Genomic DNA, 24,440 nt, shown 5'->3' with positions numbered 1-24,440 from the left:
ATGAATCGTTTTCTTGGCGCGCTCCGCGCGCTGGTCCTTACCGCCGCTGCATCCGTCAACCTGATCGCCGTCGCCCAGGTGCCGACGCCGCCCGAAATCGCCGCGCGCAGCTACCTGCTGCTCGACGTGACCGCGAACCAGATCCTGGCGCAGAAGGACATCGACAGCCCGGTCGAGCCGGCCTCGCTCACCAAGCTGATGTCGGCCTACGTGGTGTTCGACGCGCTGCGCGCCAAGAAGATCACGCTGACCCAGACGATGCCGGTCAGCCCGCGCGCATGGAAGATGCCCGGCTCGCGCATGTTCATCGACCCCAAGATGCAGGTGCCGGTGGAAGACCTGATCAAGGGCCTGATCGTGCAGTCCGGCAACGACGCCACGGTGGCGCTGGCCGAAGGTGTGGGCGGCACCGTGGAGCACTTCGTCGAAATGATGAACGCCCAGGCCAAGGCCCTGGGCATGAAGAACACCAGCTACAAGAACCCCGAAGGCCTGACGGCCCCCGGCCACACCACCACGGCCCGCGACCTGAGCATCCTGGCGACCCGCCTGGTGCGCGACTTCCCCGAGGAAGCCAAGTACTACGCCATCAAGAAATACCGCTATCCGGGCACGCCGTCGACCAACGACACCAACCGGAATCTGCTGCTGTTCCGCGACCCGACCGTCGACGGCCTGAAGACCGGCCACACCGAAGCGGCCGGCTACTGCATGATCGCCACCGCCAAGCGCGACTTCCCGAACCTGACCGGCGGGCGCCGCCTGCTGTCGATCGTGCTGGGCACCACCGGCGAGACCGTGCGCGCCAACGAGTCGCAGAAGCTGCTGAACTGGGGTTACACGGCCTACGACGCGGTCCGCCTGTTCGACGCAGGCCAGCCGGCTGCCACCCCGGCCGTCTGGAAGGGCAAGGCCAACATCCTGAAGCTGGGCCGTCCGGAGGCCATCGTGGTCGCGGTGCCGGCCGGCACCGCCGCCAAGATCAAGACCCAGGTGTCGCGCCCCGATCCGCTGGTGGCGCCGTTCGCCAAGTACCAGCCCGTCGGTTCGCTCAAGGTCACCCTGGACGACCAGCCGGTCGCGGATGTGCCGCTGGTCGCCCTGGAGCCCGTCGAGCAGGCAGGGATATTCGGCCGCGCCTGGGATGCCGTGCGGCTCTGGATCAAGTAAATCAGTGGGATTGCAAGGCCGCCGGCAGCCAGCCGCCGCGGCTGACCTTGCTGTTTCATGCTCGTTTGCTATACTCGTGGGCTTTTCGGAAATTTCCGAAGGGTTTCACGTTTTCGTTATTCCCGGCTTCCCTGCCTTGCGTCACGACAAGGACAAGGACGGTTTCACAGCCAAGGCCGGGGCGTTTTGGGACTAATTCATTCATGCCAACCATCAATCAACTGGTGCGTCAGGGTCGAACGGTCGAAAAGATCAATTCGAAGAGCCCTGCCATGCAGAACTCGCCGCAACGTCGCGGTGTCTGCACCCGCGTCTACACCACGACGCCAAAGAAGCCCAACTCGGCGCTTCGTAAAGTTGCCAAGGTCCGTCTGACCAATGGCTTCGAAGTCATCTCCTACATCGGCGGCGAAGGCCACAACCTGCAGGAACACAGCGTGGTGCTGGTTCGCGGCGGTCGTGTCAAGGACTTGCCCGGTGTGCGTTACCACATCGTGCGCGGTTCGCTCGACCTGCAAGGCGTGAAAGACCGCAAGCAGTCGCGTTCCAAGTACGGCGCGAAGCGTCCCAAGAAGGCTTAAGCCTTCCTGTTGTCAAAAAACAAGCGGTGTTCGATGGCCTTGGCGGGCTTGTCGAACGAAGTGACCCAATCCCGGGTCGAGTAAGTGAGAGTCCTGACTGGCTCTCGCGGTATCGGAAACGATGCCAACTGAAGCAAAGAGGTTAGAAAAATGCCACGTCGTCGCGAAGTCCCCAAACGTGAAATCCTGCCGGATCCCAAGTACGGCAATGTCGAGCTGTCCAAATTCATGAACGTGATCATGGAAGGCGGCAAGAAGGCTGTTGCCGAGCGCATCATCTACGGTGCCCTCGACTTCATCGAAAAGAAGAACCCGGACAAGGACCCTCTCGAGGCTTTCACCGTTGCCATCAACAACGTGAAGCCGATGGTCGAAGTGAAGTCGCGCCGCGTTGGCGGTGCGAACTACCAGGTGCCGGTCGAAGTCCGTCCTGTCCGCCGCCTCGCCCTGTCGATGCGCTGGATCAAGGAAGCTGCCCGCAAGCGCGGTGAGAAGTCGATGGCCCTGCGTCTGGCCAACGAACTGATGGAAGCCACGGAAGGTCGTGGCGGCGCCATGAAGAAGCGCGACGAAGTGCACCGCATGGCAGAAGCCAACCGCGCATTCAGCCACTTCCGCTTCTAAAAATCAGACACAGCTTGGGCGTTGGATCTTGAGTGTCGGGCGATGTCGTCCGTACTCGAGAACCAGCGCTCAACGCATTTAACCCGAAAGTAAATCATGTCCCGCAAGACCCCCATCGAGCGCTACCGCAACATCGGTATCTCCGCGCACATTGACGCTGGCAAGACCACGACGACCGAACGTATCCTGTTCTACACCGGTGTGAACCACAAGATCGGTGAAGTGCACGACGGTGCCGCCACGATGGACTGGATGGAGCAAGAGCAAGAGCGCGGCATCACGATCACGTCGGCTGCCACCACCTGCTTCTGGAAGGGCATGGCTGGCAAGTTCGAAGAACACCGCATCAACATCATCGACACCCCCGGCCACGTGGACTTCACCATTGAAGTCGAGCGCTCGATGCGCGTGCTGGACGGCGCCGTCATGGTGTACGACGCCGTCGGCGGCGTGCAGCCCCAGTCGGAAACCGTCTGGCGCCAGGCCAACAAGTACAAGGTGCCCCGCCTCGCGTTCGTCAACAAGATGGACCGCACCGGCGCCGACTTCCTGCGCGTGCGCCAGATGATGGTCGACCGCCTGAAGGCCAACCCCGTCGTGATCCAGATCCCGATCGGTGCCGAAGAGCACTTCCAGGGCATCGTCGACCTCGTGAAGATGAAGGCCATCATCTGGGACGAAGACAAGGGCGTGACCTTCACCTACGGTGACATCCCCGCGAACCTGACCGATGTCTGCAACGAATACCGCGAAAAGCTCGTCGAAGCGGCTGCCGAAGCCAGCGAAGAGCTGATGAACAAGTACCTCGAAGGCAACGAGCTGACCGAGGAAGAAATCAAGAAGGCCATCCGCCAGCGCACCATCGCCGGGGAAATCCAGCCGATGCTGTGCGGCTCGGCCTTCAAGAACAAGGGCGTGCAGGCCATGCTCGACGCCGTCGTCGAATACATGCCGGCACCGACCGACATTCCGCCGGTCAACGGCACCGACGAAGACGAAGCGCCCGTCACCCGCAAGGCTGACGACAACGAGAAGTTCTCGGCGCTGGCATTCAAGCTGATGACCGACCCGTTCGTGGGCCAGCTGACCTTCGTGCGCGTCTACTCCGGCGTGCTGACCAAGGGCGACAGCGTCTACAACCCGGTGCGCGGCAAGAAGGAACGTATCGGCCGTATCGTGCAGATGCACGCGAACAACCGCGAAGAAGTCAACGAAATCCGCGCCGGCGACATCGCTGCCTGCGTGGGCCTGAAGGAAGTGACCACGGGCGAAACCCTGTGCGATCCCGCAGCCGTCGTGACGCTCGAGCGCATGGTGTTCCCGGAATCGGTGATCTCGCAGGCCGTCGAGCCCAAGACCAAGGCCGACCAGGAAAAGATGGGCATCGCCCTGCAGCGCCTGGCTCAGGAAGACCCGTCGTTCCGCGTCAAGACCGACGAAGAATCGGGCCAGACCATCATCGCCGGCATGGGCGAGCTCCACCTCGAAATCATCGTGGACCGCATGAAGCGCGAATTCGGCGTGGAAGCGAATGTCGGCAAGCCGCAAGTGGCCTACCGCGAAACGATCCGCAAGACCGTCGAAGAAGCCGAAGGCAAGTTCGTTCGCCAGTCGGGCGGCAAGGGCCAGTACGGTCACGTGATTCTGAAGCTCGAGCCGCAGGAAGCGGGCAAGGGCTTCGAGTTCGTCGACGCCATCAAGGGTGGTGTGGTTCCTCGCGAATACATCCCTGCGGTGGAAAAGGGCGTTGTCGAAGCGCTGACGCAAGGCGTGCTGGCAGGCTACCCCGTCGTCGACGTCAAGGTCACGCTGCACTTCGGTTCGTACCACGACGTCGACTCGAACGAAATGGCGTTCAAGATGGCCGCGATCTTCGGTTTCAAGGAAGGCGCCCGCAAGGCCAGCCCCGTGATCCTGGAGCCGATGATGGCCGTGGAAGTCGAAACGCCCGAAGACTACGCCGGCAACGTGATGGGCGACCTGTCCTCACGCCGCGGCATGGTGCAGGGCATGGACGACATGATCGGTGGCGGCAAGTCCATCAAGGCCGAGGTGCCGCTGTCGGAAATGTTCGGCTACTCGACCACGCTGCGCTCGATGTCGCAAGGCCGCGCCACGTACACGATGGAGTTCAAGCACTACGCCGAAGCTCCGCGCAACGTTGCCGAAGCCATCGTGGCTGCTCGCGCAAAGTAAGTTTTCAAGAATGCAGGGCCGCGCGGTGCGTGGCCCTCGTTGTCTGCGATCCGGTGCCGCCACGTTCCCGTGCGAGGCGAACCAGCAATCGGATGCAGACATAAAACCAACACACGGGACTGCTCTTTCAAGGATTGAAAAATGGCAAAAGGTAAATTCACCCGCACCAAGCCGCACGTGAACGTGGGCACGATCGGTCACGTCGACCACGGCAAGACCACGCTGACGGCGGCGATCGCCACGGTGCTGTCGGCCAAGTTCGGCGGCGAAGCCAAGGCCTACGACCAGATCGACGCGGCTCCTGAAGAAAAGGCTCGCGGCATCACGATCAACACCGCGCACGTCGAGTACGAAACGGCCAACCGCCACTACGCACACGTCGACTGCCCCGGCCACGCCGACTACGTGAAGAACATGATCACCGGCGCTGCCCAGATGGACGGCGCCATCCTGGTGTGCTCGGCCGCCGACGGCCCGATGCCCCAGACCCGTGAACACATCCTGCTGGCTCGCCAGGTGGGCGTGGGCTACATCATCGTGTTCCTGAACAAGTGCGACATGGTTGACGACAAGGAACTGCTCGAGCTGGTCGAAATGGAAGTCCGCGAACTCCTCGACAAGTACGAATTCCCCGGCGACGACACCCCCATCATCCACGGCTCGGCCAAGCTCGCCCTCGAAGGCGACAAGGGCGAACTGGGCGAAGGCGCCATCATGAAGCTGGCCGAAGCCCTCGACACCTACATCCCGACGCCCGAGCGCGCCGTGGACGGCACCTTCCTGATGCCCGTCGAAGACGTGTTCTCGATTTCGGGTCGCGGCACCGTCGTGACCGGCGCTGTCGAGCGCGGCGTGATCAAGGTCGGCGAGGAAATCGAGATCGTCGGCATCCGCCCGACCGTCAAGACCACCTGCACCGGCGTGGAAATGTTCCGCAAGCTGCTGGACCAGGGCCAGGCTGGTGACAACGTCGGCGTGCTGCTGCGCGGCACCAAGCGCGAAGAAGTCGAGCGCGGCCAAGTGCTGTGCAAGCCCGGCTCGATCAAGCCGCACGTGCACTTCACCGCCGAGGTGTATGTCCTGTCGAAGGACGAAGGCGGCCGTCACACGCCGTTCTTCAACAACTACCGTCCGCAGTTCTACTTCCGCACGACGGACGTGACCGGCGCGATCGAGCTGCCCAAGGACAAGGAAATGGTCATGCCCGGCGACAACGTCAGCATCACCGTGAAGCTGATCAACCCGATCGCGATGGAAGAAGGCCTGCGCTTCGCCATCCGTGAGGGCGGCCGCACCGTAGGTTCGGGCGTCGTGGCGAAGATCCTCGACATCTAAGCCGGACGCAAAGGAATCACCATGGCTACCAAGCAAAAAATCCGCATCCGCCTGAAGGCATTCGACTACAAGCTGATCGACCAGTCGGCCGCTGAAATCGTGGACACCGCCAAGCGCACTGGCGCGATCGTCAAGGGCCCCGTGCCCCTGCCGACCCGCATGAAGCGCTTCGACATCCTGCGTTCGCCGCACGTCAACAAGACGTCGCGCGACCAGCTGGAAATCCGTACGCACCAGCGCCTGATGGACATCGTCGACCCGACCGACAAGACCGTGGACGCGCTGATGAAGCTCGACCTCCCGGCCGGCGTGGACGTCGAGATCAAGCTGCAGTAATCCATTCGGCTTCGCGCCGCGGTTACTGATGAAGCCCGCCTGCAGAAATGCAGGCGGGCTTTGTTTTTTGTCTCACGAATGTGGCATCCTCGCCGGTCTGCGGCCCCCACGGGGCGGAGCGCCATGCAGCTGAAACGAGGGCAGCACAGCTATGAGACAAGGCATCTCTTTTGCGTCCGGTTTGATGGCGTGCATCGCGGCGGTGTTGTTGACCGCCTGCGGCGGCGGTGGTGGGGGAGGTGGCGGCGGTCTTCCCTTTCTGCCTGTACTTCCTGTGCCAACGACACCGGTCGCCCTGAGCGGTACGGCCACCTACGAGTCCGTGCCCAATCCCGGCGGGCGACTCGTGTACGCCGACACCTCGGTCAAGCCGGTGCGTGGCGCCTTTGTCGAAGTGCTCGATGCCACCAGCGGCAGCCAGTTGGCCACGACCTCCACAGATGACGGTGGCGCCTATGCCGTGAACGTTCCGGCGAACACGGCAATCATCGTCCGGGTGCGGGCCCAATTGACCCGCACCGGTTCGGCGCCGAGCTGGGATGTCACCGTGCGCGACAACACCCAGTCGAACGCGATCTATTCCATGCAGTCGTCGGCGTTCTCCACGGGAGGCGCGGCACTCACCCGCGATCTGCGCGCCGGCAGCGGCTGGGGTGGATCGAGCTACACCAGCCAGCGCGTGTCCGGGCCGTTCGCCGTAATGGACACGATCTACACCGCGATGCAGAAGGTGCTGTCGGTGGCGCCGGCTACGGCATTTCCGTCGCTGAAGGTGTTCTGGAGCGTGAACAACACGAACGCCAGCGGGAGTATCGCGCTGGGACAGATCGGCACCACGTTCTTCATCGGCAGGAGTTCGGGTGCGGAAATCTATGTGCTCGGCAAGGAGGATGTGGACACCGACGAATTCGATTCGCCGGTGATCGCGCACGAGTGGGGGCACTACTACCAGGCCTCCTTCAGCCGGGACGATTCGACGGGCGGCGCCCATTCCACGAGCGAACTCATCGATCGTCGGCTTGCCTTCTCCGAAGGATGGGGCAACGGCTGGTCGGGCATCGCGCTGGGGCGGAGCAACTATGTCGATTCGGGTGGACCCGGCCAGGCTCAGGGCGGCAGCCTCGACCTCACGAGGGGGCCGGCATCCAACCCGGGTTGGTTCCGCGAATCCTCGATCCAGTCGATCTTCTGGAATCTCAACCAGCAGGTCGGGTTCAGGCCGATCCACGACACGATGACAGGGTTCCAGTTCCGCAGTGGTGCGCCAGTCACGTCGATCCATCCGTTCGCGGCGGCATTCAATGCGACAGCGCCAGGCAATGCACAGGCGCTGGCCGCGCTGCTGGCTGGGCAGAACATTGCGGGCGGCAGCGATGCCTATGGCTCATCGGAAAGCAATGATGGCGGCTTGCCGATCGTGCTGCCGATGTACAAGCCGGCAGCGATCGGTGGCTCGGTTACACAGGCTTGTGTGACGAATGCCGCCGATCCGCAGCGCGATGGCAACAAGCTGGGCAGCTTTGCGTATCTGAGGTTTACGGCTCCAGCCAGCCGCAGTTACCAGTTCGTGGTCTCCCCGCCGGTGGGTGCCAGCGCCAATTTCGCGATCTATAAAGGTGGTGTGGTGAGCCGCAATACCAGTTCGGTCAACCTTTCGGCCGGCGACTATGTTCTGGTTGTCAACGATCTCAATAACTCCGCTGCTAGCACGTGTTTCAACGTAACCATTCAATAGCAGTGAGGAAGGCCACCATGAACCCTCTTTCCAGCTCGATGATTGCCGCTGCGGCATGGCTGACGCTCGCTGCCACGTCGGCGCCGGTTTTTGCGGACGGCGTGCCCGCGCCCCGAGCGGCCAAGCACGCTGCTTCTTCGCGCCATGCGCCCATGACGGTCGCGGCGCGCAAGCCCAATGATTCCGGTGTCGTGATCCAGTACAGGCTCGACGGCACGGCCCAGGTCGGCCGGCCGATTTCTGTCGTTCTGCAGTTCGACGGCGTGAGCGATCCGGCCGGGGCCACCGCGCGCCTGACGACGGATGCCGGCCTGACCCTGACGACGAGCAGCAGCCTGGCTCTCCCGGCCGGCCAGCGTACGACCGCCACCGCCACGGTGACGAGCGACCGCGAGGGCCTCGCCTACCTGAATGTCTTTGTCACGCAGAACGGCGCCATGAGCATCGTCGCGATCCCTGTGACGACCGGATCGGCGGTGCCGGCCATGAAGGGTGCCGGCGAGGTGAAATCGTCCGACGAGGGCGAAAAGATCATCTCCTTGCCCGCCAAAGAGCCAAAAGAGCCCAAATAGGGCCCCAAACGGGCGCAACAATCGCCCTTGCAACGGGCCCGCATCGCGGGCTATAATCGCTGGCTCTGCCCTTGGTGCGTCCATGCGGGCGTAGTTCGGGCAGAGATTTATCAACCTTCTTTCGCAGGCCGGGAACCTTGGGGAATCGGCCAAACGCTGTCGCCAATTGAAGTGGCAGCGGCGAAGGAAGTCTTCCATTTTTGGAGAAAACAAATGAGTCTGAGCAACTCCCTCGGGTTGCTGGGCCGCAAGGTGGGGATGATGCGTCTCTTCACCGATGACGGGGACGCAGTTCCTGTCACGGTGGTAGATGTGTCCAACAACCGTGTGACCCAGATCAAGTCCCAAGAGACCGATGGCTACGTCGCCCTGCAGGTGACGTTCGGTTCGCGCAAAGCATCGCGCGTGACCAAGCCCGAAGCCGGCCACCTCGCCAAGGCGGGTGTCGAAGCTGGCGAAATCATCCAGGAATTCCGCGTTACCGCAGATACCGCAGGTCAGCACAAGGCTGGCGGCGTGATCGCGGCCAGCAGCGTGTTTTCCGTGGGCCAGAAGGTGGACGTGCAAGGCACCTCCATCGGCAAGGGCTACGCTGGCACGATCAAGCGCCACAACATGAGCTCGCAACGCGCGTCGCACGGTAACAGCCGTTCGCACAACGTTCCCGGCTCGATCGGCATGGCACAAGACCCCGGTCGCGTGTTCCCCGGCAAGCGCATGACGGGCCACCTCGGCGACGTCACGCGCACGACGCAAAACCTCGACGTGTTCCGCATCGACGAAGCACGTCAACTGCTGCTCATCAAGGGCGCGATTCCGGGTTCGAAGGGTGGCTTCGTCACCGTGCGTCCCGCCATCAAGGCCAAGCCGCAAGCGGCTGAAGGAGCGAAGTAATGGAACTCGAACTCCTGAACGAACAAGGCCAGGCCGCGTCGAAGTACGACGCCCCCGAGACCGTGTTCGGCCGCGACTACAACGAAGACCTGGTCCACCAGATCGTCGTTGCATTCCAGGCCAACGCCCGCCAAGGCACGCGCGCCCAGAAGGACCGCGAGCAGGTCAAGCACTCGACCAAGAAGCCTTTCAAGCAAAAGGGAACGGGCCGCGCCCGTGCCGGTATGACGTCCTCGCCGCTGTGGCGTGGGGGTGGCCGCATTTTCCCGAACATGCCTGACGAAAACTTCTCGCAGAAGATCAACAAGAAGATGTACCGCGCCGGCATGGCCGCCATCTTCTCGCAGCTCGCTCGCGAAGGCCGTCTGGCCGTGGTGGATTCGCTGACCGTGGATTCGCCCAAGACGAAGCCGCTGGCAGCCCGTTTCAAGGCGATGAATCTCGAGTCCGTGCTCGTGATCGCCGAAGAAGTCGACGAAAACCTGTACCTTGCCTCGCGCAATCTGGTGAACGTTCTCGTGGTCGAACCCCGCTACGCCGATCCGGTGTCGCTGGTTCACTACAAGAAGGTGCTGGTCACCAAGGGTGCCGTCGACAAGCTCAAGGAGATGTTCGCATGAGCCGCGTGAACCCTACCGCCGCTGAACGTACGTTCGAAGAAGGCCGCCTGATGGCGGTGCTGGTCGCCCCGATCGTGTCCGAAAAGGCAACGATGGTCGGCGAGAAGTCGAACGCTGTCACTTTCAAGGTGCTGCAAGACGCCACCAAGCCCGAGATCAAGGCCGCTGTCGAACTGATGTTCAAGGTCGAAGTCCAGGGCGTGTCGGTGCTCAACACCAAGGGCAAGACCAAGCGCTTTGGCAAGTCCATCGGCCGCCGCGACAACGTTCGCAAGGCCTATGTGACCCTGAAGCCCGGTCAAGAGCTCAACCTCGTCGGGGAAGGCGCTTAATCATGGCCGTCATCAAGATGAAACCCACTTCGCCGGGCCAACGCGGCGCGGTGAAGATCTCGCGTGACCACCTGTTCAAGGGTGCTCCTCACGCTCCCCTGCTGGAACCCCAGTTCCAGAAGGCCGGCCGCAACAACAACGGCCACATCACGATCCGTCATCGTGGCGGCGGTGCCAAGCACCACTACCGCGTTGTCGACTTCGTGCGCAACAAGGACGGCATCCCGGCCAAGGTCGAACGCATCGAATACGACCCGAACCGTACCGCCCACATCGCTCTGGTCTGCTACGCCGACGGCGAGCGCCGCTACATCATCGCCCCGCGCGGTCTGGAAGCTGGTGCAACGCTGCTGTCGGGCGCCGAAGCCCCGATCCGCGCCGGCAACACCCTGCCGATCCGCAACATCCCGGTCGGCTCGACGATCCACTGCATCGAACTGCAACCTGGCAAGGGTGCGCAGATCGCGCGTTCGGCCGGTACGTCGGCAACGCTGCTGGCTCGCGAAGGCGTCTACGCTCAGGTCCGCATGCGTTCGGGTGAGGTGCGCCGCATCCACATCGAATGCCGTGCAACCATCGGCGAAGTGGCCAACGAAGAGCACAGCCTGCGCCAACTCGGCAAGGCCGGTGTGAAGCGTCACATGGGTATCCGCCCGACCGTTCGCGGCGTGGTGATGAACCCGGTCGACCACCCGCATGGTGGCGGCGAAGGCAAGACTGGCGAAGGCCGCCATCCTGTCGACCCATGGGGCAATCTGACCAAGGGCTATCGCACCCGTAACAACAAGCGCACGCAGGTCTTCATCGTGTCGCGTCGCAAGAAGTAAGGGATAGCCAATGACTCGCTCTCTCAAAAAGGGTCCTTTCGTCGATCACCACCTCGTGGCCAAGGCCGACAAGGCCGTGACGACCAAGGACAAGAAGCCGATCAAGACTTGGTCGCGCCGCTCGATGGTTCTGCCCGAGTTCATCGGTCTGACCATCGCTGTGCACAACGGCAAGCAACACGTGCCCGTGTACATCACCGACCAGATGGTCGGCCACAAGCTCGGCGAATTTGCGCTCACGCGCACGTTCAAGGGGCACCCCGCGGACAAAAAAGTCCAGAAGAAGTAAGGAACGACCATGTCTGAAACACGTGCAGTCCTCCGCGGTGTCCGCCTGTCGGTCGACAAGGGCCGTCTGGTCGCGGACCTGATCCGCGGCAAGAAGGTCGATCAAGCGCTCAACGTTCTGCAATTCACGCAGAAAAAGGCCGCTGTGATCATCAAGAAGGTGCTCGAGTCGGCCATCGCCAACGCCGAGCACAACGACGGTGCCGACATCGACGAGCTGAAGGTCAAGACCATCTACGTCGAGCAAGGTGCAACGCTCAAGCGCTTCACCGCTCGGGCCAAGGGTCGCGGCAATCGCATCAGCAAGCCCACGTGCCATGTGTACGTGACGGTCGGCAACTAAGAAGGCCTGGAAGAAATATGGGACAGAAAATCCACCCAACCGGGTTCCGCCTTGCGGTCACCCGTAACTGGTCCAGCCGCTGGTACGCAAGCGACCGCGATTTCGCGGGCATGCTGGCCGAAGACATCAAGGTTCGCGAATACCTGAAGAAGAAGCTGAAGAACGCTTCGGTCTCGCGCGTCATGATCGAACGTCCCGCCAAGAACGCACGCATCACGATCTACTCGGCACGTCCGGGCGTCGTGATCGGCAAGAAGGGCGAAGACATCGAGAACCTCAAGCGCGAACTGGGCAAGCAGCTCGGCGTGCCGGTTGCAGTCAACATCGAAGAAGTGCGCAAGCCCGAAATCGATGCGCAGCTGATCGCCGACAGCATCACGCAGCAGCTCGAAAAGCGGATCATGTTCCGCCGCGCCATGAAGCGCGCCATGCAAAACGCCATGCGTCTGGGTGCCCTGGGCATCAAGATCATGTCGGCTGGCCGCCTGAACGGCATCGAAATCGCACGTACCGAGTGGTACCGCGAAGGCCGCGTGCCGCTGCACACCCTGCGCGCCGACATCGACTACGGCACCTCGGAAGCCAAGACCACCTACGGCGTCATCGGCGTCAAGGTCTGGGTCTACAAGGGCGACACGCTGGGTCGCAACGACCTGCCGGCCGTCGAAACGCCGCGTCCTGAAGAAGAACGTCGTCCGCGCGGTCCGCGCCGTGATGGCCGCCCGGGTGGCGACCGTCCGGGTTCGGACCGTCGTGGCCCCGGCCCGCGCGCCGGTGCCCGCGGCCCGATCGGTGGCAACACCGCTCCGGCCGATGGCAGCGACAAGCCTGCAGAAGCAACCGGCGGTGCCGGTGACTCGAAACCCGCCGTTAAGCGCGTCCGCAAAGCCGCGCCAGCTGCAGCAGCTGACGGTGCCAAGACCGAGTGATCGGTCTTAGAACTACGGAGTAACAAAACATGCTGCAACCTGCACGCAGAAAGTTCCGCAAGGAACAAAAGGGCCGCAACACCGGCATCGCAACCACGGGTAACTCGGTTGCGTTCGGTGACTTCGGTCTCAAATGCACCGATCGCGGCCGCCTCACGGCACGCCAGATCGAAGCCGCTCGCCGCGCGATTTCGCGTCACGTGAAGCGCGGTGGCCGTATCTGGATCCGCGTGTTCCCGGACAAGCCGATCTCTACCAAGCCCGCTGAAGTGCGGATGGGTAACGGTAAGGGCAACCCCGAGTACTACGTCGCCGAAATCCAGCCCGGCAAGATCGTGTTCGAGATCGTCGGCGTGCCCGAAGAACTCGCCCGCGAAGCGTTCCGCCTGGCCGCCGCCAAGCTTCCGCTGCGTACGACCTTCGTCGCTCGCCAGCTCGGCGCCTGAGAGGAGAACACTGATGGCAACCCGTAAGAAAAAAGAAACCGCGGCTTCGGCCAAGGTGACGAAGGCTGCAACCCTGCGCACGAAGGACGTCGCAGGCCTGCAAGCCGAAATCAAGGATCTGCAGAAGGCCCATTTCGGTCTGCGCATGCAGAAGGCCACGCAACAGCTGTCGAACACCTCGACGCTGCGCGTGACGCGTCGCGACATCGCTCGCGCAAAGACCATTCTTGCTCAGAAGCAGCAAGAAACCCCCGCCGCCAAGTAAGGAGTGAACATGACGGAACCTAAAAAATCCCTCAAGCGCACCTTGATCGGCAAGGTGGTCAGCGACAAGCGTGCCAAGACCGTGACCGTGCTGGTCGAGCGCCGTGTGAAGCATGAGCTCTACGGCAAGATCGTGGCCAAGACGAGCAAGTACCACGCCCATGACGAAAAGGGCGAGTACAAGCTGGGCGACACCATCGAGATCACGGAAAGCCGTCCGATCTCGAAGACCAAGAACTGGGTCGTGACCCGTCTGGTCGAGAAGGCCGTTCTGGTCTGATCTCCCCGGCTCGCTACAGCCCATCCGGAAACGGCCCACAATGTGGGCCGTTTTTCTTTTTCAGGAGCACTTTCAATGATCAAAGTCGGCGACACCCTTCCCTCGGCCACCCTGCAGGAATATTCCGAAGTCGAGGGCGAAGGCTGCAGCATCGGCCCGAACGCCGTGGACGTGGCCAAGGCTTCGGCGGGCAAGACCATCGCGCTGTTCGCGCTGCCCGGCGCCTTCACGCCCACCTGCTCGGCCAAGCACGTGCCGGGCTACGTGCAGCACTTCGACGACTTCAAGGCCGCTGGCGTGGACGAGATCTGGTGCGTGAGCGTGAACGATGCCTTCGTGATGGGTGCCTGGGCGCGTGACCAGAAGACTGGCACCAAGGTGCGCATGCTGGCCGACGGCAGCGCCGACTTCGCCAAGGCCACCGGCCTCACGCTCGACCTGACCGGTCGCGGCATGGGCCTGCGCAGCAACCGCTACTCGATGCTCGTGAAGGACGGCAAGGTCGCGACGCTCAACGTCGAAGGACCGGGCAAGTTCGAAGTCAGCGACGCCGACACGCTGTTGGCCCAAGCACGCGGTTAATAAACCCGGATCCTTCGAGGGGGCCGCCGCGCACGGCCGCTCGGAGCCGCAGCCGGGGGCGAGCTAAAGCTCCACCTTCAGGTAGTGGGCCCCGGCAACGGGGTTGTGATAGTAGGGCGGTACCTCTGCGAAGCCCAAGTCTTCGTAGAGGGCGCGCGCCGATTCCATGTCGTCGAGGGTGTCGAGCAGCACGCAGCCATACCCCGCGCTGCGTGCGGCATCGAGGATCGCCTCGGCCAGTTGCCGGCCCAGGCCCAGGCCGCGAAAGCCGGGGCGCACGTACAGGCGCTTCATCTCGGCGGCGTTCGCGTAGTCCGCGCTGTCGAGCGGGCGCAGCGCGCAGCACCCCGCCACATGCGCCAGAGTGCCGTCGGCGCGCCGCAGGGTCGGCGCCTCGCGCCCGGCGTCTTCCTTCACGTTGGCCGGATCGACCAGCGCCAGCAGCAGCAGGCCGCGCGGTTCGGCGTATTCGCCCGGCAGTTGCGCCAGTTCGCCGTCGAAATCCTGAAAGTCCAGGTCGATGTCCAGCGAGGCCGCGTAGTCGCGGAAGATCGCGCGTGCGGCCTCGATCTCGTGAGCTTCTTCGGGCGTGAGCAGCACGACCGCCGGCATGTCCGACAGCGGCAGGGGGCGTGAAACAGAAAAGCTCATACGCGTAGCGAGGAAACCCAGTACGCCACGCCCGCGCACAGTGCGAACAGCACCAGCGCCAGCCAGCGCGACGCCGCGTCGTCGCGGCTCGGCGCCACCTGGCCGTTCTCGGCGGAAACCAGCTTGTCGCCCGTCACCATCGGCCGCACCAGTCGGTGCCGCTTGATCAGCACGTAGAACAGCACCGCCAGCAGGTGCAGGCTCACGAGGGCGATCACGATCCACTTGCCCTGCGCCTTGTGCCAAGCGGTGGCCAGGCTCACGAGCTCACCCGAGACGAAACGCGTGAGCGGCCCCGATGCCGAGATTTCGTCGTCCGCCATCAGCCCGGTTGTCACCTGCAACGCCAGGATCGCCAGCACCGCGAACACCGACAGTGCGCCCAGAGGCGTGTGCCCGACCAGATGGTCCGGGTGCGCTCGTCCGCGCAGATAGGCCGCCATCGACCCCGGGCCGTAGACGAAGGCCGCAAAGCGCGACCAGCGTCCGCCCACGAAGCCCCAGAGCAGCCGGAACAACAGCAGTGCGAGCACCGCGTACCCCAGGCGGAAGTGCCATTCCATGGCATCGTTCAACCCGGTGCCGATCATGCCGATGACGGCTGCGGCCAGCGCCCAGTGGAAAAGGCGTGTCGGCAGGTCCCAGACCCGCGTGCGGGCGCTGGAGCCTGAGGCGGCCGGGAAGGCAGCCACGGAAGAATCGGTCATCGAGGAAGGCGCGGAGCGCAATGCTGCGGAAGGCGCAGATTAGCAAAGTCCAGGCCCCGGCCTGCTTCGGGTTGTTGCTATGCGGCTGTCGCAGGCAGCCCCTACACTCGGCCGCAGCGCCGCGCTCGACGGCGTTTTCCCCACAACGAGGACCCCGATGACCCGACTTGCTCCGTTCGCCCTTGCAGCCGCCTGCGCTGCCCTGTCCCTGCCCGCCGCAGCGCAGTTCGCCAAGCCCGAGGACGCCATCAAGTACCGCCAGAGCGCGCTGTTCGTGATGAGCCAGCATTTCGGCCGCCTCGGCGCCATGGCCAACGGACGCGCGCCCTACGACGCCTCGGCTGCTGCGGCCAACGCCGAAATGGTCGCCGACATGGCAAAGCTGCCGTGGACGGCCTTCGGCGCCAGCACCGAGGGCGGCAAGGCCAAGCCCGAAATCTGGAAGGAAGACGCCAAGTTCAAGGAGCGCCAGGAGAAGCTAATCGCCGAAGCCGCCAAGCTGGTGACGGCCGCCAAGGCCGGCAATCTCGACGCCCTCAAGGCCCAGTTCGGCCCGACCGCAGCGAGCTGCAAGGCCTGCCACGACAGCTTCCGCAACCAGTAAGCCGTCGCTTCGCGAAAAAACAAAGGCGCTCTTCGGGAGCGCCTTTTTGCGGGAGGAGCGGAAGATCAGGCCTCGGCCAGCAGCTTCTCGATCAGCTTGTGGAGTTCGGCAAAGTCCGGCTCGCCCACATAGCGCTTCACGATTTCGCCGCGCTTGTTGACCAGGTAGGTGGTCGGCGTGAGCTTCACATCGCCCCAGGCCTGTGCCACGCTGCCGGTGTTGTCGATCGCCACCTTGAACGGCAGCTTGCGCGTTTGCGCGAAGTTGACGACATAGCTCGGCGGGTCGTAGCTCATGGCCACTGCCAGGGTGTCGTAGCCCTGCGCCTTGTACTTGTCGTAGGTCGCGATGACCTTGGGCATTTCGCCGACGCAGGTCACGCAGCTCGTGGCCCAGAAATTGACCAGGGTGACCTTGCCCTTCAGGTCTGCCGTGCTCTTTTGCGTGCCGTCGAGCAGCACGAAGGTCGAGGCCGGTGCGGCCGTGGCACCGGAGCCGAGGTACACGCCCACGCCGGCGGTCAATGCGAGGACGACGGCGGCAGCGGCGATGTATTTCTTCATGGCAACACGGAAGACAAGGGCGGCGCGATTTTAGTTCCGCCCGCCGGATCGTGCTCGCGGCCCGGCCGCGGCTCGATAATCGTTACCCGATGCCGTTTCCCGTCCTCCATTTCCGGTTCGTACTGGCAGCGGCAGCCTTGGTCGCCGCCTGCAGCCCGACCTTCAACTGGCGCGAAGTGCCGGTCGCCGAATCCGGCCTGATCGTGCTGCTGCCCTGCAAGGCCGACCGCGCGAACCGCGCGCTGCCGCTGGGTGCCGAATCGGTGCAGGTCGATATGACGGGCTGCAACGCCGGCGGTGCGACCTTTGCCATCGCGCATGCCTCCGCCAGCGGCCCCGAGCAGGCCGAGGCCTGGCTCCGCGCATGGCACGCCGCCACCCGTGGCCAGCTGGGCGAGGCGCAGGTGGCGGAAGCGCCCGCCAGCGTCCAGCGCGCGACCGCCGCGCCGGCGCCGCTGCGGCTCGATGCCCAGCCGCGGCAGCAGCAGGGCGCATCGGCGTCGGCGCCGGTACAGGTGCTCTGGTTTGCCCAGTCGCAGAAGGACGGCACCGTGGCGCTCTATCAGGCCACCGTGCTGGGCAAGCCTTCTTCGCCCGAAGCATCGAAGACCTTCTTCGAGAGCTTGCGGCTTCCATGAAGGCCGATCTGCTATGGTTTTGATAGCTACCGGGCTGACGGCACTGTCCGTCTTTCGGGGCTGCTGCGTTGTGTCGTATATCTACTTCCCCTGGGCGCCCCCGCATAATCGATGCGTCGCCCTCCGCCCCGCATGAACAGCATCCTCATCATCGCCCACTCACCGTTCGCGCACGCGCTGCGGCAGTGCGCGCTGCATGTGTTTCCCGATTGCGAGCAGGCCATCGTCGCGCTCGACGTCCTGCCCAACGTGTCGCCCGAAGAAACGCTGGCCGCCGCGCGCATCACGCTCGCGCAGCAGCTGCACACGCCGCGCTCGCAGGTGCTGGTGCTGGCCGACGTGTTCGGCGCCACGCCCTGCAACGTGGCGCAGAAGCTGGTGGACGGTGCCCGGTCGCGGCTGGTGGCGGGGGTCAATCTTCCGATGCTGCTGCGCGCCGTCACCTATCGGCACGAGCCCCTGGATACGCTGGTGCAGCGCGCCCTTGCGGGCGGCACCGCGGGCGTCATGCAGGTGGCGGTGGCGGCTCCCCAGAACCAGGCAAAAAGAAAGCACAGTGATCAAGAAATCCGTGACCATCAGCAATAAGCTGGGCTTGCATGCACGCGCATCGGCCAAGCTGACCAAGCTCGCAGGCAGCTTTCCCTGCGAGGTGTGGCTCTCCCGCGGCGACCGCCGCATCAACGCCAAGAGCATCATGGGCGTCATGATGCTGGCCGCCGGACTGGGCAGCACCGTCGAGCTCGAAACCAACGGCGAGCAGGAAGATGAAGCAATGAACGCCATCGTGCTCCTGATGGACGACAAGTTCGGCGAAGGCGAATAAGGACCGCCCCATGACTTTTGCAGTCCACGGCCTTCCCGTCGCCCGTGGCATTGCCATCGGGCGCGCGGTGCTGGTGGTGTCGAGCCGCATCGACGTGGCCCACTACTTCATCAAGCCTGAAGAAATCGAGACCGAGATCGACCGCGTGCGCACCGCGCGCAACGCGGTGGCCGACGAGCTCACCAAGCTGCAGGCCAACGTTGCGCAGATGGGCCCGAACGACACGCCGCACGAACTCTCGGCGCTGCTCGAGGTGCACCAGATGCTGCTGCAGGACGAGGTCCTCACCGGCGGTGTGAAGCACTGGATCACCGAGCGGCTCTACAACGCCGAATGGGCGCTGACCACGCAGCTCGAGATCATCGCGCGCCAGTTCGACGAGATGGAGGACGAGTACCTGCGCGAGCGCAAGGCCGACCTCGAGCAGGTGGTCGAACGCCTGCTGCACCGCATGAAGGGCACGGCCGCCGTGCTCGCGCCGAGCCCGCCGCGGCGCAAGCGCGCCACCTCCCAGGACGACGACAACGATAACGACGATCCCACCGCGGGCGACGGCATCGACGTGCCGCTGGTGCTCATCGCGCACGATCTCTCGCCGGCCGACATGCTGCAGTTCAAGAAGAGCGTGTTCGCCGGCTTCGTCACCGACGTGGGCGGGCGCACCTCGCACACCGCCATCGTGGCGCGCAGCATGGACATCCCGGCCGTGGTCGGCGCGCGCACCGCGAGCCAGCTGGTGCGCCAGGACGACTGGGTCATCATCGACGGCGACGCCGGCGTGGTGATCGTCGACCCTTCTCCGATCATCCTGGCCGAATACGGCTTCAAGCAGCGCCAGGGCGACCTCGAACGCGGCCGGCTCGCGCGGCTGCGCCACAAGCCCGCCGTCACGCTCGACGGCCAGCGCGTGGAACTGCTCGCCAACATCGAGATGCCCGAGGACACCTTGGGCGCCGTCAAGGCCGGCGCGGTGGGCGTGGGCCTGTTCCGCAGCGAATTCCTGTTCATGGGCCGCGAGTCGACCACGCGCCAGACCCGCCTGCCCGACGAAGAGGAGCAGTACCAAGCCTACAAGCGCGCGGTCGAGGGCATGCAGGGCATGCCCGTCACCATCCGCACCATCGACGTGGGCGCCGACAAGCCGCTGGACGGCAAATCGGCCAACAAGCAGGAGCACCTGAATCCGGCGCTCGGCCTGCGCGCCATCCGCTGGAGCCTGGCCGACCCGGCGATGTTCCTCACCCAGCTGCGAGCCATCCTGCGCGCCGCGGCGCACGGCGAAATCCACCTGCTGATTCCCATGCTCGCGCACGCGAGCGAGATCCGCCAGACGCTGTCGCTGATCGACTTCGCGCGTACCGAACTCGACAGCCGCGGCGCCGTGCACGGGCCGGTGAAGCTCGGCGCCATGATCGAGATTCCCGCGGCGGCGCTCACGCTGCGCATCTTCCTGAAGCACTTCGACTTCCTGTCGATCGGCACCAACGACCTGATCCAGTACACGCTGGCCATCGACCGCGCCGACGAGTCGGTGGCGCACCTCTACGACCCCGCGCACCCGGCGGTGCTGCGCCTCGTGGCCGACACCATCGCCGAGTGCCGGCGGCAGGGCAAGGGCGTGGCCGTGTGCGGCGAGATGGCGGGCGACGTGGCCTTCACGCGGCTGCTGTTGGGGCTGGGCCTGCGCAGCTTCTCGATGCATCCCTCGCGCATCCTCGCGGTCAAGCAGGAGGTGCTGCGCGCCGACACCGGCAAGCTTGAAGCCTGGGCCCAGAGCGTTCTCGACTCCGACGACCCCGCCGCCGCAATGGCGGGCTGATTCGGCTGCTCATTCGGGAAACACCGCGGAACCGGCTTTGCCGGGCCGCTGGTGTTGCCCCCGGTAGGGGGTTGGAGAAGCGACACGAAGTGCGCGCAGCCTGGGGGCGAGCTGAAACTTAACGAAACACGCCGAAACCGCGGCGAAAGGACTTGCGGCAGCGCCGCAAGCACGATCAGGTCTTCTCTTCAACCCCGAAAGAAAGACCTGCATCATGAAATCTCTCTCCCTGACTCAGCTCGTTGCCGTCGGCTCCTTCGCCATGCTCGCCGCCGCGGGCGCCAAGGCTGAAAGCTACGAGGGCGTGCAGCCCGCCGTGTCGGCCAAGAGCCGCGCCGACGTCAACGCCGAAGCCGTGCGCACCGCATCGGCACCCGACCAGAACGTGGTGCGCGGCTCGCGCGGCGCAGAGGGCATGGCCGTGTCGACCGAGCGCGCACGCATCGTCGCCGAAGCAGTGCGCGCCGCCGCCGCACCCGACCAGAACGTGACGTCCAGCTCGCGCGTGAACAGCCAGGTCGTCTCGACGATGCAGAACCCTGTCGACGCGCGCGCCGCAGCCGCCAACGCCAAGAGCAGCCGGCTGTAAGACCTCCCCCCAACGATGCCCTCGGGCGACTCGAGGGCGAGCAAGGAATCATCATGAAGCACTGGATCAAACGCACTCTTTTCGGATTCGCGGGCGCCGCGATGGTCGCCGGCAGCATTGCCGGCTGCGCCGGCCAGCGACATGGCTGGGGTGGCGACAGCGCCGACTTCCGCGCGAAGATGGTCGAGCGCGTGGGCAGCAAGCTCGAACTCGACGCCAACCAGAAGCAGAAGCTCACCGTGCTCGCCGAGAAGCTGCAGGCGCAGCGCGAAGCCATGCGCGGTGCCGGCGGCTCGGGCGACCCGCGCTCGCAGTTCAAGGCGCTGTTCGCGGGCAACAAGCTCGACCAGGCCGGCGCCGCACGCCTGGTCGACGAAAAGACCACCGCCGTGCGCAACGGCAGCCCCGAGATCATTGCCGCCGCCGCCGACTTCTATGACAACCTGAACGCGGCGCAACAGCAGAAGGTGCGCGACTTCATGGAGCGCGGCGGTCGGCGCTGGAGTCACCGTGGCTGAACCCGGCTCACCCCAAGGCTTTGCGCACTTCGTGTCGCTGCGCCACCCCCCTCTCCGGGGGCGACACCAGTGGCCCGACGAAGCCGGTTCCACGGCGTCTCCCGAAGAGGCCGCAGCGGTAGCCGCGGGCGGCGTGCGCACCCTGCTGCGCCTCGAGGGCGCAGTGGTGCTGGGCGTGGCGCTCGCCGCCTACGCCCAGTTCGGTGCGGGCTGGGGCGTGTTCGCGCTGTGGCTGCTCGCGCCCGATCTCTCGCTGCTGGGCTACCTCGCGGGACCGCGCACGGGGGCGGCCCTCTACAACGCGGCGCACTCGTACGTCGGCCCGGTGCTGCTGCTGGCGCTCGGCGTGCTCGCGGCGATGCCATGGGCGGTGGCCGGCAGCCTGATCTGGCTGGCCCACATCGGCATGGACCACGCGCTCGGCTACGGGCTCAAGTACGCGACCGGCTTCGCCGCCACGCACCTGGGCCGCATCGGCAAGGCTGATCCATGGTGAGCCGCGACGACAGCGCTTCCCATGCCGTGCACGCGCCTGCCACGCGCGCATGGATGCTGACAGAGGCGCTCGCGCTGGGCATCGCGTCGATGGTGCATGCCGGGTTCCTCGTGCCCGGCTACGCGCACCCGGCGGCCCGCACCGCCGAGGCGGTGATCGCCACCGTGCTGGTGCTGGCCTCGGTCGAAACCTGGCTGCGCCCGCACCATGCGCGCCGCGCGGCCATCTTCGGCCAGGGCTTCGCGCTGCTGGGCACGCTGGTCGGGCTCGGCACCATCATCGCGGGCATCGGCCCGCGCACGGTGCTCGACGTGGTCTATCACGCGCTGCTGCTTTCCATCCTTGTGACGGGCCTGACCTGGGCGGTGCGATGCCGGCGGGTCTGATGGTCAGCGAGGTCATCCGCCACTTTCTTGTCAGGAGGCACAATCCCGCCATGCCGCGCATCCTGCTGATCGACGACGACGAACATCTCGCCGCGCCGCTGACCACCTACTTCGCACGCTTCGGCTGCACGCTCGAAAGCGCCGTGCGCCCGAGCGAAGGCCTCGCAAAGTTGCGTGCAGGCACCTACGACGCGGCCATCCTCGACGTGATGCTGCCCGAGATGGACGGCTTCGCGCTGTGCCGCGAGATCCGCAAGGAAAGCGACATTCCCATCGTGATGCTCACGGCGCGCGGCGAGGTCATGGACCGCGTGGTCGGCCTCGAACTCGGCGCAGACGACTACGTGCCCAAGCCCTTCGAGCCGCGCGAGCTGGTGGCGCGCGTGCAGACCATCCTGCGCCGCCAGCGCAGCGCCGCGCCGCAGGCAGTGGCCAGCGGCACGCAGCACCGCGTGTTCGACGGCCTGACGATCGACCTCGACCGGCGCCAGGTGCTGCGCCACGGCGAGCGCGTGGAGCTCACCGGCACCGAGTTCGAGCTGCTCGCGCTGCTGGCGGCCGAGCCCGGCAAGGTGTTCAGCCGCGACGACATCCTCAACCGCCTGCGCGGCCACGAGGCCGAGCTCTACACGCGCGCGGTCGACATCGTGGTGAGCCGCCTGCGCAAGAAGCTGGAGCCGCTGGACTGCATCAAGACGCTGCGCAACGCCGGCTATGCGCTGGCGGTTGCGCGCAGCGAGCCTGCATGAGCGCAGTGCGAATCGCGGAGCCTTTGGCATGAACCTCGGTCGAAGGGAGCCTCGCAGGATGCGGTGGCGCGGCGAGGAGTGTCGCGACGAAATCGCACGCAGCGACTGGCACGCGAAGTGGCACGCGCGCTGGAACGAGAAGGTGCAGGGCAAGCGTCGCTGGCGCCGTTCGCTGCGCGTGCGGCTGGTGCTGATGTTCGTGCTGCTCGCGCTGGTGATGGCGGCGGTGTTCATGGGCGGCATGAAGAAGTCGTTTTCCACCGGCTGGGCCGAGGCCGCCAAGCCGATGCTGACCGACTACGCCGACCGCCTCGTGGCCGAGATCGGCACGCCGCCCGACGTGGCGCGCGCGCAGGCGCTGGTGGCGCGGCTGCCGATCACCATCCGCATCGTCGGCCCCAAGGTCAACTGGGATTCCAACCCCGGCGGCGCGAACAGCCCCGGCGGCTGGATGCACGACCGGGAAGACGTGTTCGGCGGCGACAAGTGGTTCATCCGCCCCACGGCCGACGGGCACCGCGTGATCTTCGGCTGGGCGCCCAAGCTCTGGCAGCTCGCGCCGCGCGTCATCGGCTGGGCCACGCTGGGCCTGCTGCTGTCGTGCGTGCTGCTGGGCTACGCCTACGTGAGCCGGCTGCTGCGTCCGTTGATCGACATCCGCGAGGGCGCGCAGCGCTTCGGCCGCGGCGAATTCACGCAGCCCATTCCGGTGCGCCGCAACGACGACCTCGGCGACCTCGCCGAGCGCATCAACACCATGGCCGAGGACATCCAGGCCATGCTCGACGCCAAGCGCGGGCTGCTGCTGGCGCTGAGCCATGAACTGCGCTCGCCGCTCACGCGCGCCCGACTCAACGCCGAGCTGCTGCCGAGCACGCCCGAGGGGCAGGCCGAGCGCGACGCGCTGCTGCGCGATCTGAACGAGATGCGCGACCTCATCAGCGACCTGCTCGAAAGCGAGCGCCTCGCGAGCCCGCACGTGGCGCTGCAGCGCGAGCCGGTCGACCTGGCGGCGCTGATCCGCGAGATCGCCACCGAGATGCCCGGCGCGGATCACGTGCACCTCGACCTCGCCGAAGGCTTGCCGCCGCATGGCGTGGACCGCATGCGCATCCGGCTGCTGGTGCGCAACCTGCTGGACAACGCGCTGCGCTACAGCGCCGACGCGCCCCGGCCGCCGTGCGTGTCGCTGCGCGCGGTGATCGAGGGCGAGGGCAGCCGGCAGGGCGTGGAGATCGAGGTGCGCGACCACGGCCCCGGCGTGGACGAGGAGCAGCTCGAGCGCCTGACCGAGCCCTTCTACCGCACCGACGGCGCCCGGGCGCGCGCCACCGGCGGCGTGGGGCTGGGCATGTACCTGTGCCGGCTGATCGCCGAGGCGCACGGCGGCAAGCTGACGGTGCGCAACGCGGGGCCGGGGCTGCAGATCGTCGTCAGGCTGGCTTAGAAAGAAGGGCGGCCAAAGGGCCGGCGGGTGCTGTCGCCTGCGCTACCTGCCTGCCGGGAGGGCGCCGCTACGATGCGCCTGCGCGCCAGCCCC

At 65.3% G+C, this 24,440-nt stretch carries 33 protein-coding genes; 30 read left to right on the top strand and 3 right to left on the bottom strand.

Translation table 11 applies throughout. The features are described 5' to 3' along the window. The 19 genes from ACEOAB_RS27380 (at position 1) to ACEOAB_RS27290 (ending at position 14,354) form a co-directional block, all read left to right on the top strand. On the top strand, positions 1–1,170 hold the full coding sequence (locus ACEOAB_RS27380; protein ID WP_056597731.1) for a D-alanyl-D-alanine carboxypeptidase family protein: 1,170 nt from the start codon (positions 1–3) through the stop codon (positions 1,168–1,170). Between the two features lie 203 nt (positions 1,171–1,373). Next, entirely contained in the window at positions 1,374–1,751 is a 378-nt protein-coding gene (gene rpsL / locus ACEOAB_RS27375; protein WP_013543948.1) for a 30S ribosomal protein S12, read from the top strand. Positions 1,752–1,901: 150 nt separating this feature from the next. Further along, positions 1,902–2,375 carry a 30S ribosomal protein S7 gene (gene rpsG, locus ACEOAB_RS27370; RefSeq protein ID WP_007829591.1) on the top strand — a complete coding sequence of 158 codons (474 nt, stop codon included), beginning with the start codon at positions 1,902–1,904 and terminating at the stop codon, positions 2,373–2,375. 96 nt (positions 2,376–2,471) lie between these two features. Beyond that, the gene (gene fusA, locus ACEOAB_RS27365; protein ID WP_007829590.1) at positions 2,472–4,571 is read left to right on the top strand and encodes an elongation factor G; all 2,100 of its coding nucleotides are present in this window, start codon (positions 2,472–2,474) and stop codon (positions 4,569–4,571) included. Between the two features lie 141 nt (positions 4,572–4,712). Beyond that, entirely contained in the window at positions 4,713–5,906 is a 1,194-nt protein-coding gene (tuf, locus tag ACEOAB_RS27360; protein ID WP_108143266.1) for an elongation factor Tu, read from the top strand. A gap of 21 nt (positions 5,907–5,927) precedes the next feature. Then, positions 5,928–6,242, top strand: coding sequence for a 30S ribosomal protein S10 (rpsJ, locus tag ACEOAB_RS27355; protein ID WP_007838118.1), 315 nt, complete (start codon positions 5,928–5,930; stop codon positions 6,240–6,242). A 151-nt stretch (positions 6,243–6,393) separates the two neighbouring features. Continuing rightward, positions 6,394–7,977, top strand: a complete 1,584-nt coding sequence (locus ACEOAB_RS27350; protein ID WP_495653239.1) for a hypothetical protein — start codon at positions 6,394–6,396, stop codon at positions 7,975–7,977. A gap of 17 nt (positions 7,978–7,994) precedes the next feature. Further along, positions 7,995–8,549, top strand: coding sequence for a hypothetical protein (locus ACEOAB_RS27345; protein ID WP_056589468.1), 555 nt, complete (start codon positions 7,995–7,997; stop codon positions 8,547–8,549). A gap of 213 nt (positions 8,550–8,762) precedes the next feature. Beyond that, positions 8,763–9,443 carry a 50S ribosomal protein L3 gene (gene rplC, locus ACEOAB_RS27340; RefSeq protein ID WP_056589466.1) on the top strand — a complete coding sequence of 227 codons (681 nt, stop codon included), beginning with the start codon at positions 8,763–8,765 and terminating at the stop codon, positions 9,441–9,443. Then, positions 9,443–10,063, top strand: coding sequence for a 50S ribosomal protein L4 (rplD, locus tag ACEOAB_RS27335; protein ID WP_007838126.1), 621 nt, complete (start codon positions 9,443–9,445; stop codon positions 10,061–10,063). The genes rplC and rplD overlap by 1 nt, the downstream gene beginning before the upstream one ends. Next, positions 10,060–10,395 carry a 50S ribosomal protein L23 gene (gene rplW, locus ACEOAB_RS27330; RefSeq protein ID WP_007838129.1) on the top strand — a complete coding sequence of 112 codons (336 nt, stop codon included), beginning with the start codon at positions 10,060–10,062 and terminating at the stop codon, positions 10,393–10,395. The genes rplD and rplW overlap by 4 nt, the downstream gene beginning before the upstream one ends. A gap of 2 nt (positions 10,396–10,397) precedes the next feature. Then, the gene (gene rplB, locus ACEOAB_RS27325; protein WP_007838130.1) at positions 10,398–11,222 is read left to right on the top strand and encodes a 50S ribosomal protein L2; all 825 of its coding nucleotides are present in this window, start codon (positions 10,398–10,400) and stop codon (positions 11,220–11,222) included. Positions 11,223–11,232: 10 nt separating this feature from the next. After that, positions 11,233–11,511, top strand: coding sequence for a 30S ribosomal protein S19 (gene rpsS / locus ACEOAB_RS27320; RefSeq protein ID WP_007838132.1), 279 nt, complete (start codon positions 11,233–11,235; stop codon positions 11,509–11,511). Between the two features lie 9 nt (positions 11,512–11,520). Beyond that, entirely contained in the window at positions 11,521–11,853 is a 333-nt protein-coding gene (gene rplV, locus ACEOAB_RS27315; RefSeq protein WP_007838134.1) for a 50S ribosomal protein L22, read from the top strand. A gap of 17 nt (positions 11,854–11,870) precedes the next feature. Continuing rightward, positions 11,871–12,782, top strand: coding sequence for a 30S ribosomal protein S3 (rpsC, locus tag ACEOAB_RS27310; RefSeq protein ID WP_007838135.1), 912 nt, complete (start codon positions 11,871–11,873; stop codon positions 12,780–12,782). Positions 12,783–12,811: 29 nt separating this feature from the next. Continuing rightward, a complete protein-coding gene (gene rplP / locus ACEOAB_RS27305; RefSeq protein ID WP_007838137.1) occupies positions 12,812–13,228 on the top strand; it encodes a 50S ribosomal protein L16 in 417 nt (138 codons plus the stop codon). Between the two features lie 55 nt (positions 13,229–13,283). Then, entirely contained in the window at positions 13,284–13,493 is a 210-nt protein-coding gene (gene rpmC, locus ACEOAB_RS27300) for a 50S ribosomal protein L29 (protein WP_056589463.1), read from the top strand. Positions 13,494–13,502: 9 nt separating this feature from the next. Next, the gene (rpsQ, locus tag ACEOAB_RS27295; protein WP_007838145.1) at positions 13,503–13,772 is read left to right on the top strand and encodes a 30S ribosomal protein S17; all 270 of its coding nucleotides are present in this window, start codon (positions 13,503–13,505) and stop codon (positions 13,770–13,772) included. A gap of 75 nt (positions 13,773–13,847) precedes the next feature. Continuing rightward, the gene (locus ACEOAB_RS27290) at positions 13,848–14,354 is read left to right on the top strand and encodes a peroxiredoxin (protein WP_007838146.1); all 507 of its coding nucleotides are present in this window, start codon (positions 13,848–13,850) and stop codon (positions 14,352–14,354) included. 63 nt (positions 14,355–14,417) lie between these two features. Here the strand turns inward: ACEOAB_RS27290 and ACEOAB_RS27285 are convergent, their stop codons facing one another. Together ACEOAB_RS27285 and ACEOAB_RS27280 are read right to left on the bottom strand one after the other, a co-directional pair. Beyond that, a complete protein-coding gene (locus ACEOAB_RS27285) occupies positions 14,418–15,005 on the bottom strand; it encodes a GNAT family N-acetyltransferase (RefSeq protein WP_413750118.1) in 588 nt (195 codons plus the stop codon). Then, positions 15,002–15,712, bottom strand: coding sequence for a cytochrome b/b6 domain-containing protein (locus ACEOAB_RS27280; RefSeq protein ID WP_413750119.1), 711 nt, complete (start codon positions 15,710–15,712; stop codon positions 15,002–15,004). The genes ACEOAB_RS27285 and ACEOAB_RS27280 overlap by 4 nt, the downstream gene beginning before the upstream one ends. A 157-nt stretch (positions 15,713–15,869) precedes the next feature. On the opposite strand from ACEOAB_RS27280, the gene ACEOAB_RS27275 reads away from it, so the two are divergent. After that, positions 15,870–16,316 (top strand): c-type cytochrome, encoded by a 447-nt coding sequence (locus ACEOAB_RS27275; RefSeq protein ID WP_413750120.1) that lies wholly within the window; start codon positions 15,870–15,872, stop codon positions 16,314–16,316. Between the two features lie 65 nt (positions 16,317–16,381). On the opposite strand, the gene ACEOAB_RS27270 is transcribed toward ACEOAB_RS27275, so the two are convergent. Then, the gene (locus tag ACEOAB_RS27270; RefSeq protein WP_413750121.1) at positions 16,382–16,879 is read right to left on the bottom strand and encodes a TlpA disulfide reductase family protein; all 498 of its coding nucleotides are present in this window, start codon (positions 16,877–16,879) and stop codon (positions 16,382–16,384) included. An 89-nt stretch (positions 16,880–16,968) separates the two neighbouring features. On the opposite strand from ACEOAB_RS27270, the gene ACEOAB_RS27265 reads away from it, so the two are divergent. From ACEOAB_RS27265 to ACEOAB_RS27220, 10 genes are all read left to right on the top strand, one after another. Beyond that, on the top strand, positions 16,969–17,517 hold the full coding sequence (locus ACEOAB_RS27265) for a hypothetical protein (RefSeq protein ID WP_495653238.1): 549 nt from the start codon (positions 16,969–16,971) through the stop codon (positions 17,515–17,517). 132 nt (positions 17,518–17,649) lie between these two features. Continuing rightward, the gene (locus tag ACEOAB_RS27260; protein WP_056589449.1) at positions 17,650–18,105 is read left to right on the top strand and encodes a PTS sugar transporter subunit IIA; all 456 of its coding nucleotides are present in this window, start codon (positions 17,650–17,652) and stop codon (positions 18,103–18,105) included. Then, complete coding sequence (locus tag ACEOAB_RS27255) at positions 18,074–18,343, top strand: HPr family phosphocarrier protein (RefSeq protein WP_007838156.1); 270 nt, start codon at positions 18,074–18,076, stop codon at positions 18,341–18,343. Before ACEOAB_RS27260 ends, ACEOAB_RS27255 begins: the two co-directional genes overlap by 32 nt. Before the next feature lie 10 nt (positions 18,344–18,353). Further along, positions 18,354–20,162 carry a phosphoenolpyruvate--protein phosphotransferase gene (gene ptsP, locus ACEOAB_RS27250; RefSeq protein ID WP_413749782.1) on the top strand — a complete coding sequence of 603 codons (1,809 nt, stop codon included), beginning with the start codon at positions 18,354–18,356 and terminating at the stop codon, positions 20,160–20,162. 214 nt (positions 20,163–20,376) lie between these two features. Continuing rightward, positions 20,377–20,751: a hypothetical protein gene (locus tag ACEOAB_RS27245; RefSeq protein WP_056589443.1), complete on the top strand. Its 375-nt coding sequence runs from the start codon at positions 20,377–20,379 to the stop codon at positions 20,749–20,751. A 53-nt stretch (positions 20,752–20,804) separates the two neighbouring features. After that, positions 20,805–21,269, top strand: coding sequence for a Spy/CpxP family protein refolding chaperone (locus ACEOAB_RS27240; protein ID WP_007838159.1), 465 nt, complete (start codon positions 20,805–20,807; stop codon positions 21,267–21,269). Continuing rightward, complete coding sequence (locus ACEOAB_RS27235) at positions 21,262–21,765, top strand: DUF4260 domain-containing protein (RefSeq protein WP_495653237.1); 504 nt, start codon at positions 21,262–21,264, stop codon at positions 21,763–21,765. The genes ACEOAB_RS27240 and ACEOAB_RS27235 overlap by 8 nt, the downstream gene beginning before the upstream one ends. After that, positions 21,759–22,151, top strand: a complete 393-nt coding sequence (locus ACEOAB_RS27230) for a hypothetical protein (protein WP_495653236.1) — start codon at positions 21,759–21,761, stop codon at positions 22,149–22,151. The genes ACEOAB_RS27235 and ACEOAB_RS27230 overlap by 7 nt, the downstream gene beginning before the upstream one ends. A gap of 50 nt (positions 22,152–22,201) precedes the next feature. Continuing rightward, positions 22,202–22,900, top strand: coding sequence for a response regulator transcription factor (locus tag ACEOAB_RS27225; protein WP_413749779.1), 699 nt, complete (start codon positions 22,202–22,204; stop codon positions 22,898–22,900). Between the two features lie 28 nt (positions 22,901–22,928). Next, positions 22,929–24,347, top strand: a complete 1,419-nt coding sequence (locus tag ACEOAB_RS27220; protein ID WP_495653235.1) for a HAMP domain-containing sensor histidine kinase — start codon at positions 22,929–22,931, stop codon at positions 24,345–24,347. Positions 24,348–24,440 lie beyond the last annotated feature (93 nt).

The organism is Variovorax sp. Varisp53 (genome assembly GCF_059491555.1).
This window is presented reverse-complemented; position numbering and strand designations above follow the sequence as displayed.

Excerpts from the sequence above, each read along its gene's own strand:
- ACEOAB_RS27345 (WP_056589468.1), top strand. The coding sequence starts at position 7,995 with ATGAACCCTCTTTCCAGCTCGATGATTGCCGCTGCGGCATGGCTGACG.
- rplP (WP_007838137.1), top strand. The coding sequence starts at position 12,812 with ATGCTGCAACCTGCACGCAGAAAGTTCCGCAAGGAACAAAAGGGCCGC.
- tuf (WP_108143266.1), top strand. The coding sequence starts at position 4,713 with ATGGCAAAAGGTAAATTCACCCGCACCAAGCCGCACGTGAACGTGGGC.
- ACEOAB_RS27265 (WP_495653238.1), top strand. The coding sequence starts at position 16,969 with ATGCCGTTTCCCGTCCTCCATTTCCGGTTCGTACTGGCAGCGGCAGCC.
- ACEOAB_RS27270 (WP_413750121.1), bottom strand. The coding sequence starts at position 16,879 with ATGAAGAAATACATCGCCGCTGCCGCCGTCGTCCTCGCATTGACCGCC.
- ACEOAB_RS27230 (WP_495653236.1), top strand. The coding sequence starts at position 21,759 with ATGGTGAGCCGCGACGACAGCGCTTCCCATGCCGTGCACGCGCCTGCC.
- rplV (WP_007838134.1), top strand. The coding sequence starts at position 11,521 with ATGTCTGAAACACGTGCAGTCCTCCGCGGTGTCCGCCTGTCGGTCGAC.
- ACEOAB_RS27225 (WP_413749779.1), top strand. The coding sequence starts at position 22,202 with ATGCCGCGCATCCTGCTGATCGACGACGACGAACATCTCGCCGCGCCG.
- rplB (WP_007838130.1), top strand. The coding sequence starts at position 10,398 with ATGGCCGTCATCAAGATGAAACCCACTTCGCCGGGCCAACGCGGCGCG.
- ACEOAB_RS27380 (WP_056597731.1), top strand. The coding sequence starts at position 1 with ATGAATCGTTTTCTTGGCGCGCTCCGCGCGCTGGTCCTTACCGCCGCT.
- rplW (WP_007838129.1), top strand. The coding sequence starts at position 10,060 with ATGAGCCGCGTGAACCCTACCGCCGCTGAACGTACGTTCGAAGAAGGC.
- ptsP (WP_413749782.1), top strand. The coding sequence starts at position 18,354 with ATGACTTTTGCAGTCCACGGCCTTCCCGTCGCCCGTGGCATTGCCATC.
- ACEOAB_RS27220 (WP_495653235.1), top strand. The coding sequence starts at position 22,929 with ATGAACCTCGGTCGAAGGGAGCCTCGCAGGATGCGGTGGCGCGGCGAG.
- rpsS (WP_007838132.1), top strand. The coding sequence starts at position 11,233 with ATGACTCGCTCTCTCAAAAAGGGTCCTTTCGTCGATCACCACCTCGTG.
- ACEOAB_RS27240 (WP_007838159.1), top strand. The coding sequence starts at position 20,805 with ATGAAGCACTGGATCAAACGCACTCTTTTCGGATTCGCGGGCGCCGCG.
- fusA (WP_007829590.1), top strand. The coding sequence starts at position 2,472 with ATGTCCCGCAAGACCCCCATCGAGCGCTACCGCAACATCGGTATCTCC.
- rpsC (WP_007838135.1), top strand. The coding sequence starts at position 11,871 with ATGGGACAGAAAATCCACCCAACCGGGTTCCGCCTTGCGGTCACCCGT.
- ACEOAB_RS27290 (WP_007838146.1), top strand. The coding sequence starts at position 13,848 with ATGATCAAAGTCGGCGACACCCTTCCCTCGGCCACCCTGCAGGAATAT.
- rplC (WP_056589466.1), top strand. The coding sequence starts at position 8,763 with ATGAGTCTGAGCAACTCCCTCGGGTTGCTGGGCCGCAAGGTGGGGATG.
- ACEOAB_RS27245 (WP_056589443.1), top strand. The coding sequence starts at position 20,377 with ATGAAATCTCTCTCCCTGACTCAGCTCGTTGCCGTCGGCTCCTTCGCC.
- rplD (WP_007838126.1), top strand. The coding sequence starts at position 9,443 with ATGGAACTCGAACTCCTGAACGAACAAGGCCAGGCCGCGTCGAAGTAC.
- rpsL (WP_013543948.1), top strand. The coding sequence starts at position 1,374 with ATGCCAACCATCAATCAACTGGTGCGTCAGGGTCGAACGGTCGAAAAG.
- ACEOAB_RS27280 (WP_413750119.1), bottom strand. The coding sequence starts at position 15,712 with ATGACCGATTCTTCCGTGGCTGCCTTCCCGGCCGCCTCAGGCTCCAGC.
- rpsJ (WP_007838118.1), top strand. The coding sequence starts at position 5,928 with ATGGCTACCAAGCAAAAAATCCGCATCCGCCTGAAGGCATTCGACTAC.
- ACEOAB_RS27275 (WP_413750120.1), top strand. The coding sequence starts at position 15,870 with ATGACCCGACTTGCTCCGTTCGCCCTTGCAGCCGCCTGCGCTGCCCTG.
- ACEOAB_RS27350 (WP_495653239.1), top strand. The coding sequence starts at position 6,394 with ATGAGACAAGGCATCTCTTTTGCGTCCGGTTTGATGGCGTGCATCGCG.
- rpsQ (WP_007838145.1), top strand. The coding sequence starts at position 13,503 with ATGACGGAACCTAAAAAATCCCTCAAGCGCACCTTGATCGGCAAGGTG.
- ACEOAB_RS27260 (WP_056589449.1), top strand. The coding sequence starts at position 17,650 with ATGAACAGCATCCTCATCATCGCCCACTCACCGTTCGCGCACGCGCTG.
- rpsG (WP_007829591.1), top strand. The coding sequence starts at position 1,902 with ATGCCACGTCGTCGCGAAGTCCCCAAACGTGAAATCCTGCCGGATCCC.
- ACEOAB_RS27285 (WP_413750118.1), bottom strand. The coding sequence starts at position 15,005 with ATGAGCTTTTCTGTTTCACGCCCCCTGCCGCTGTCGGACATGCCGGCG.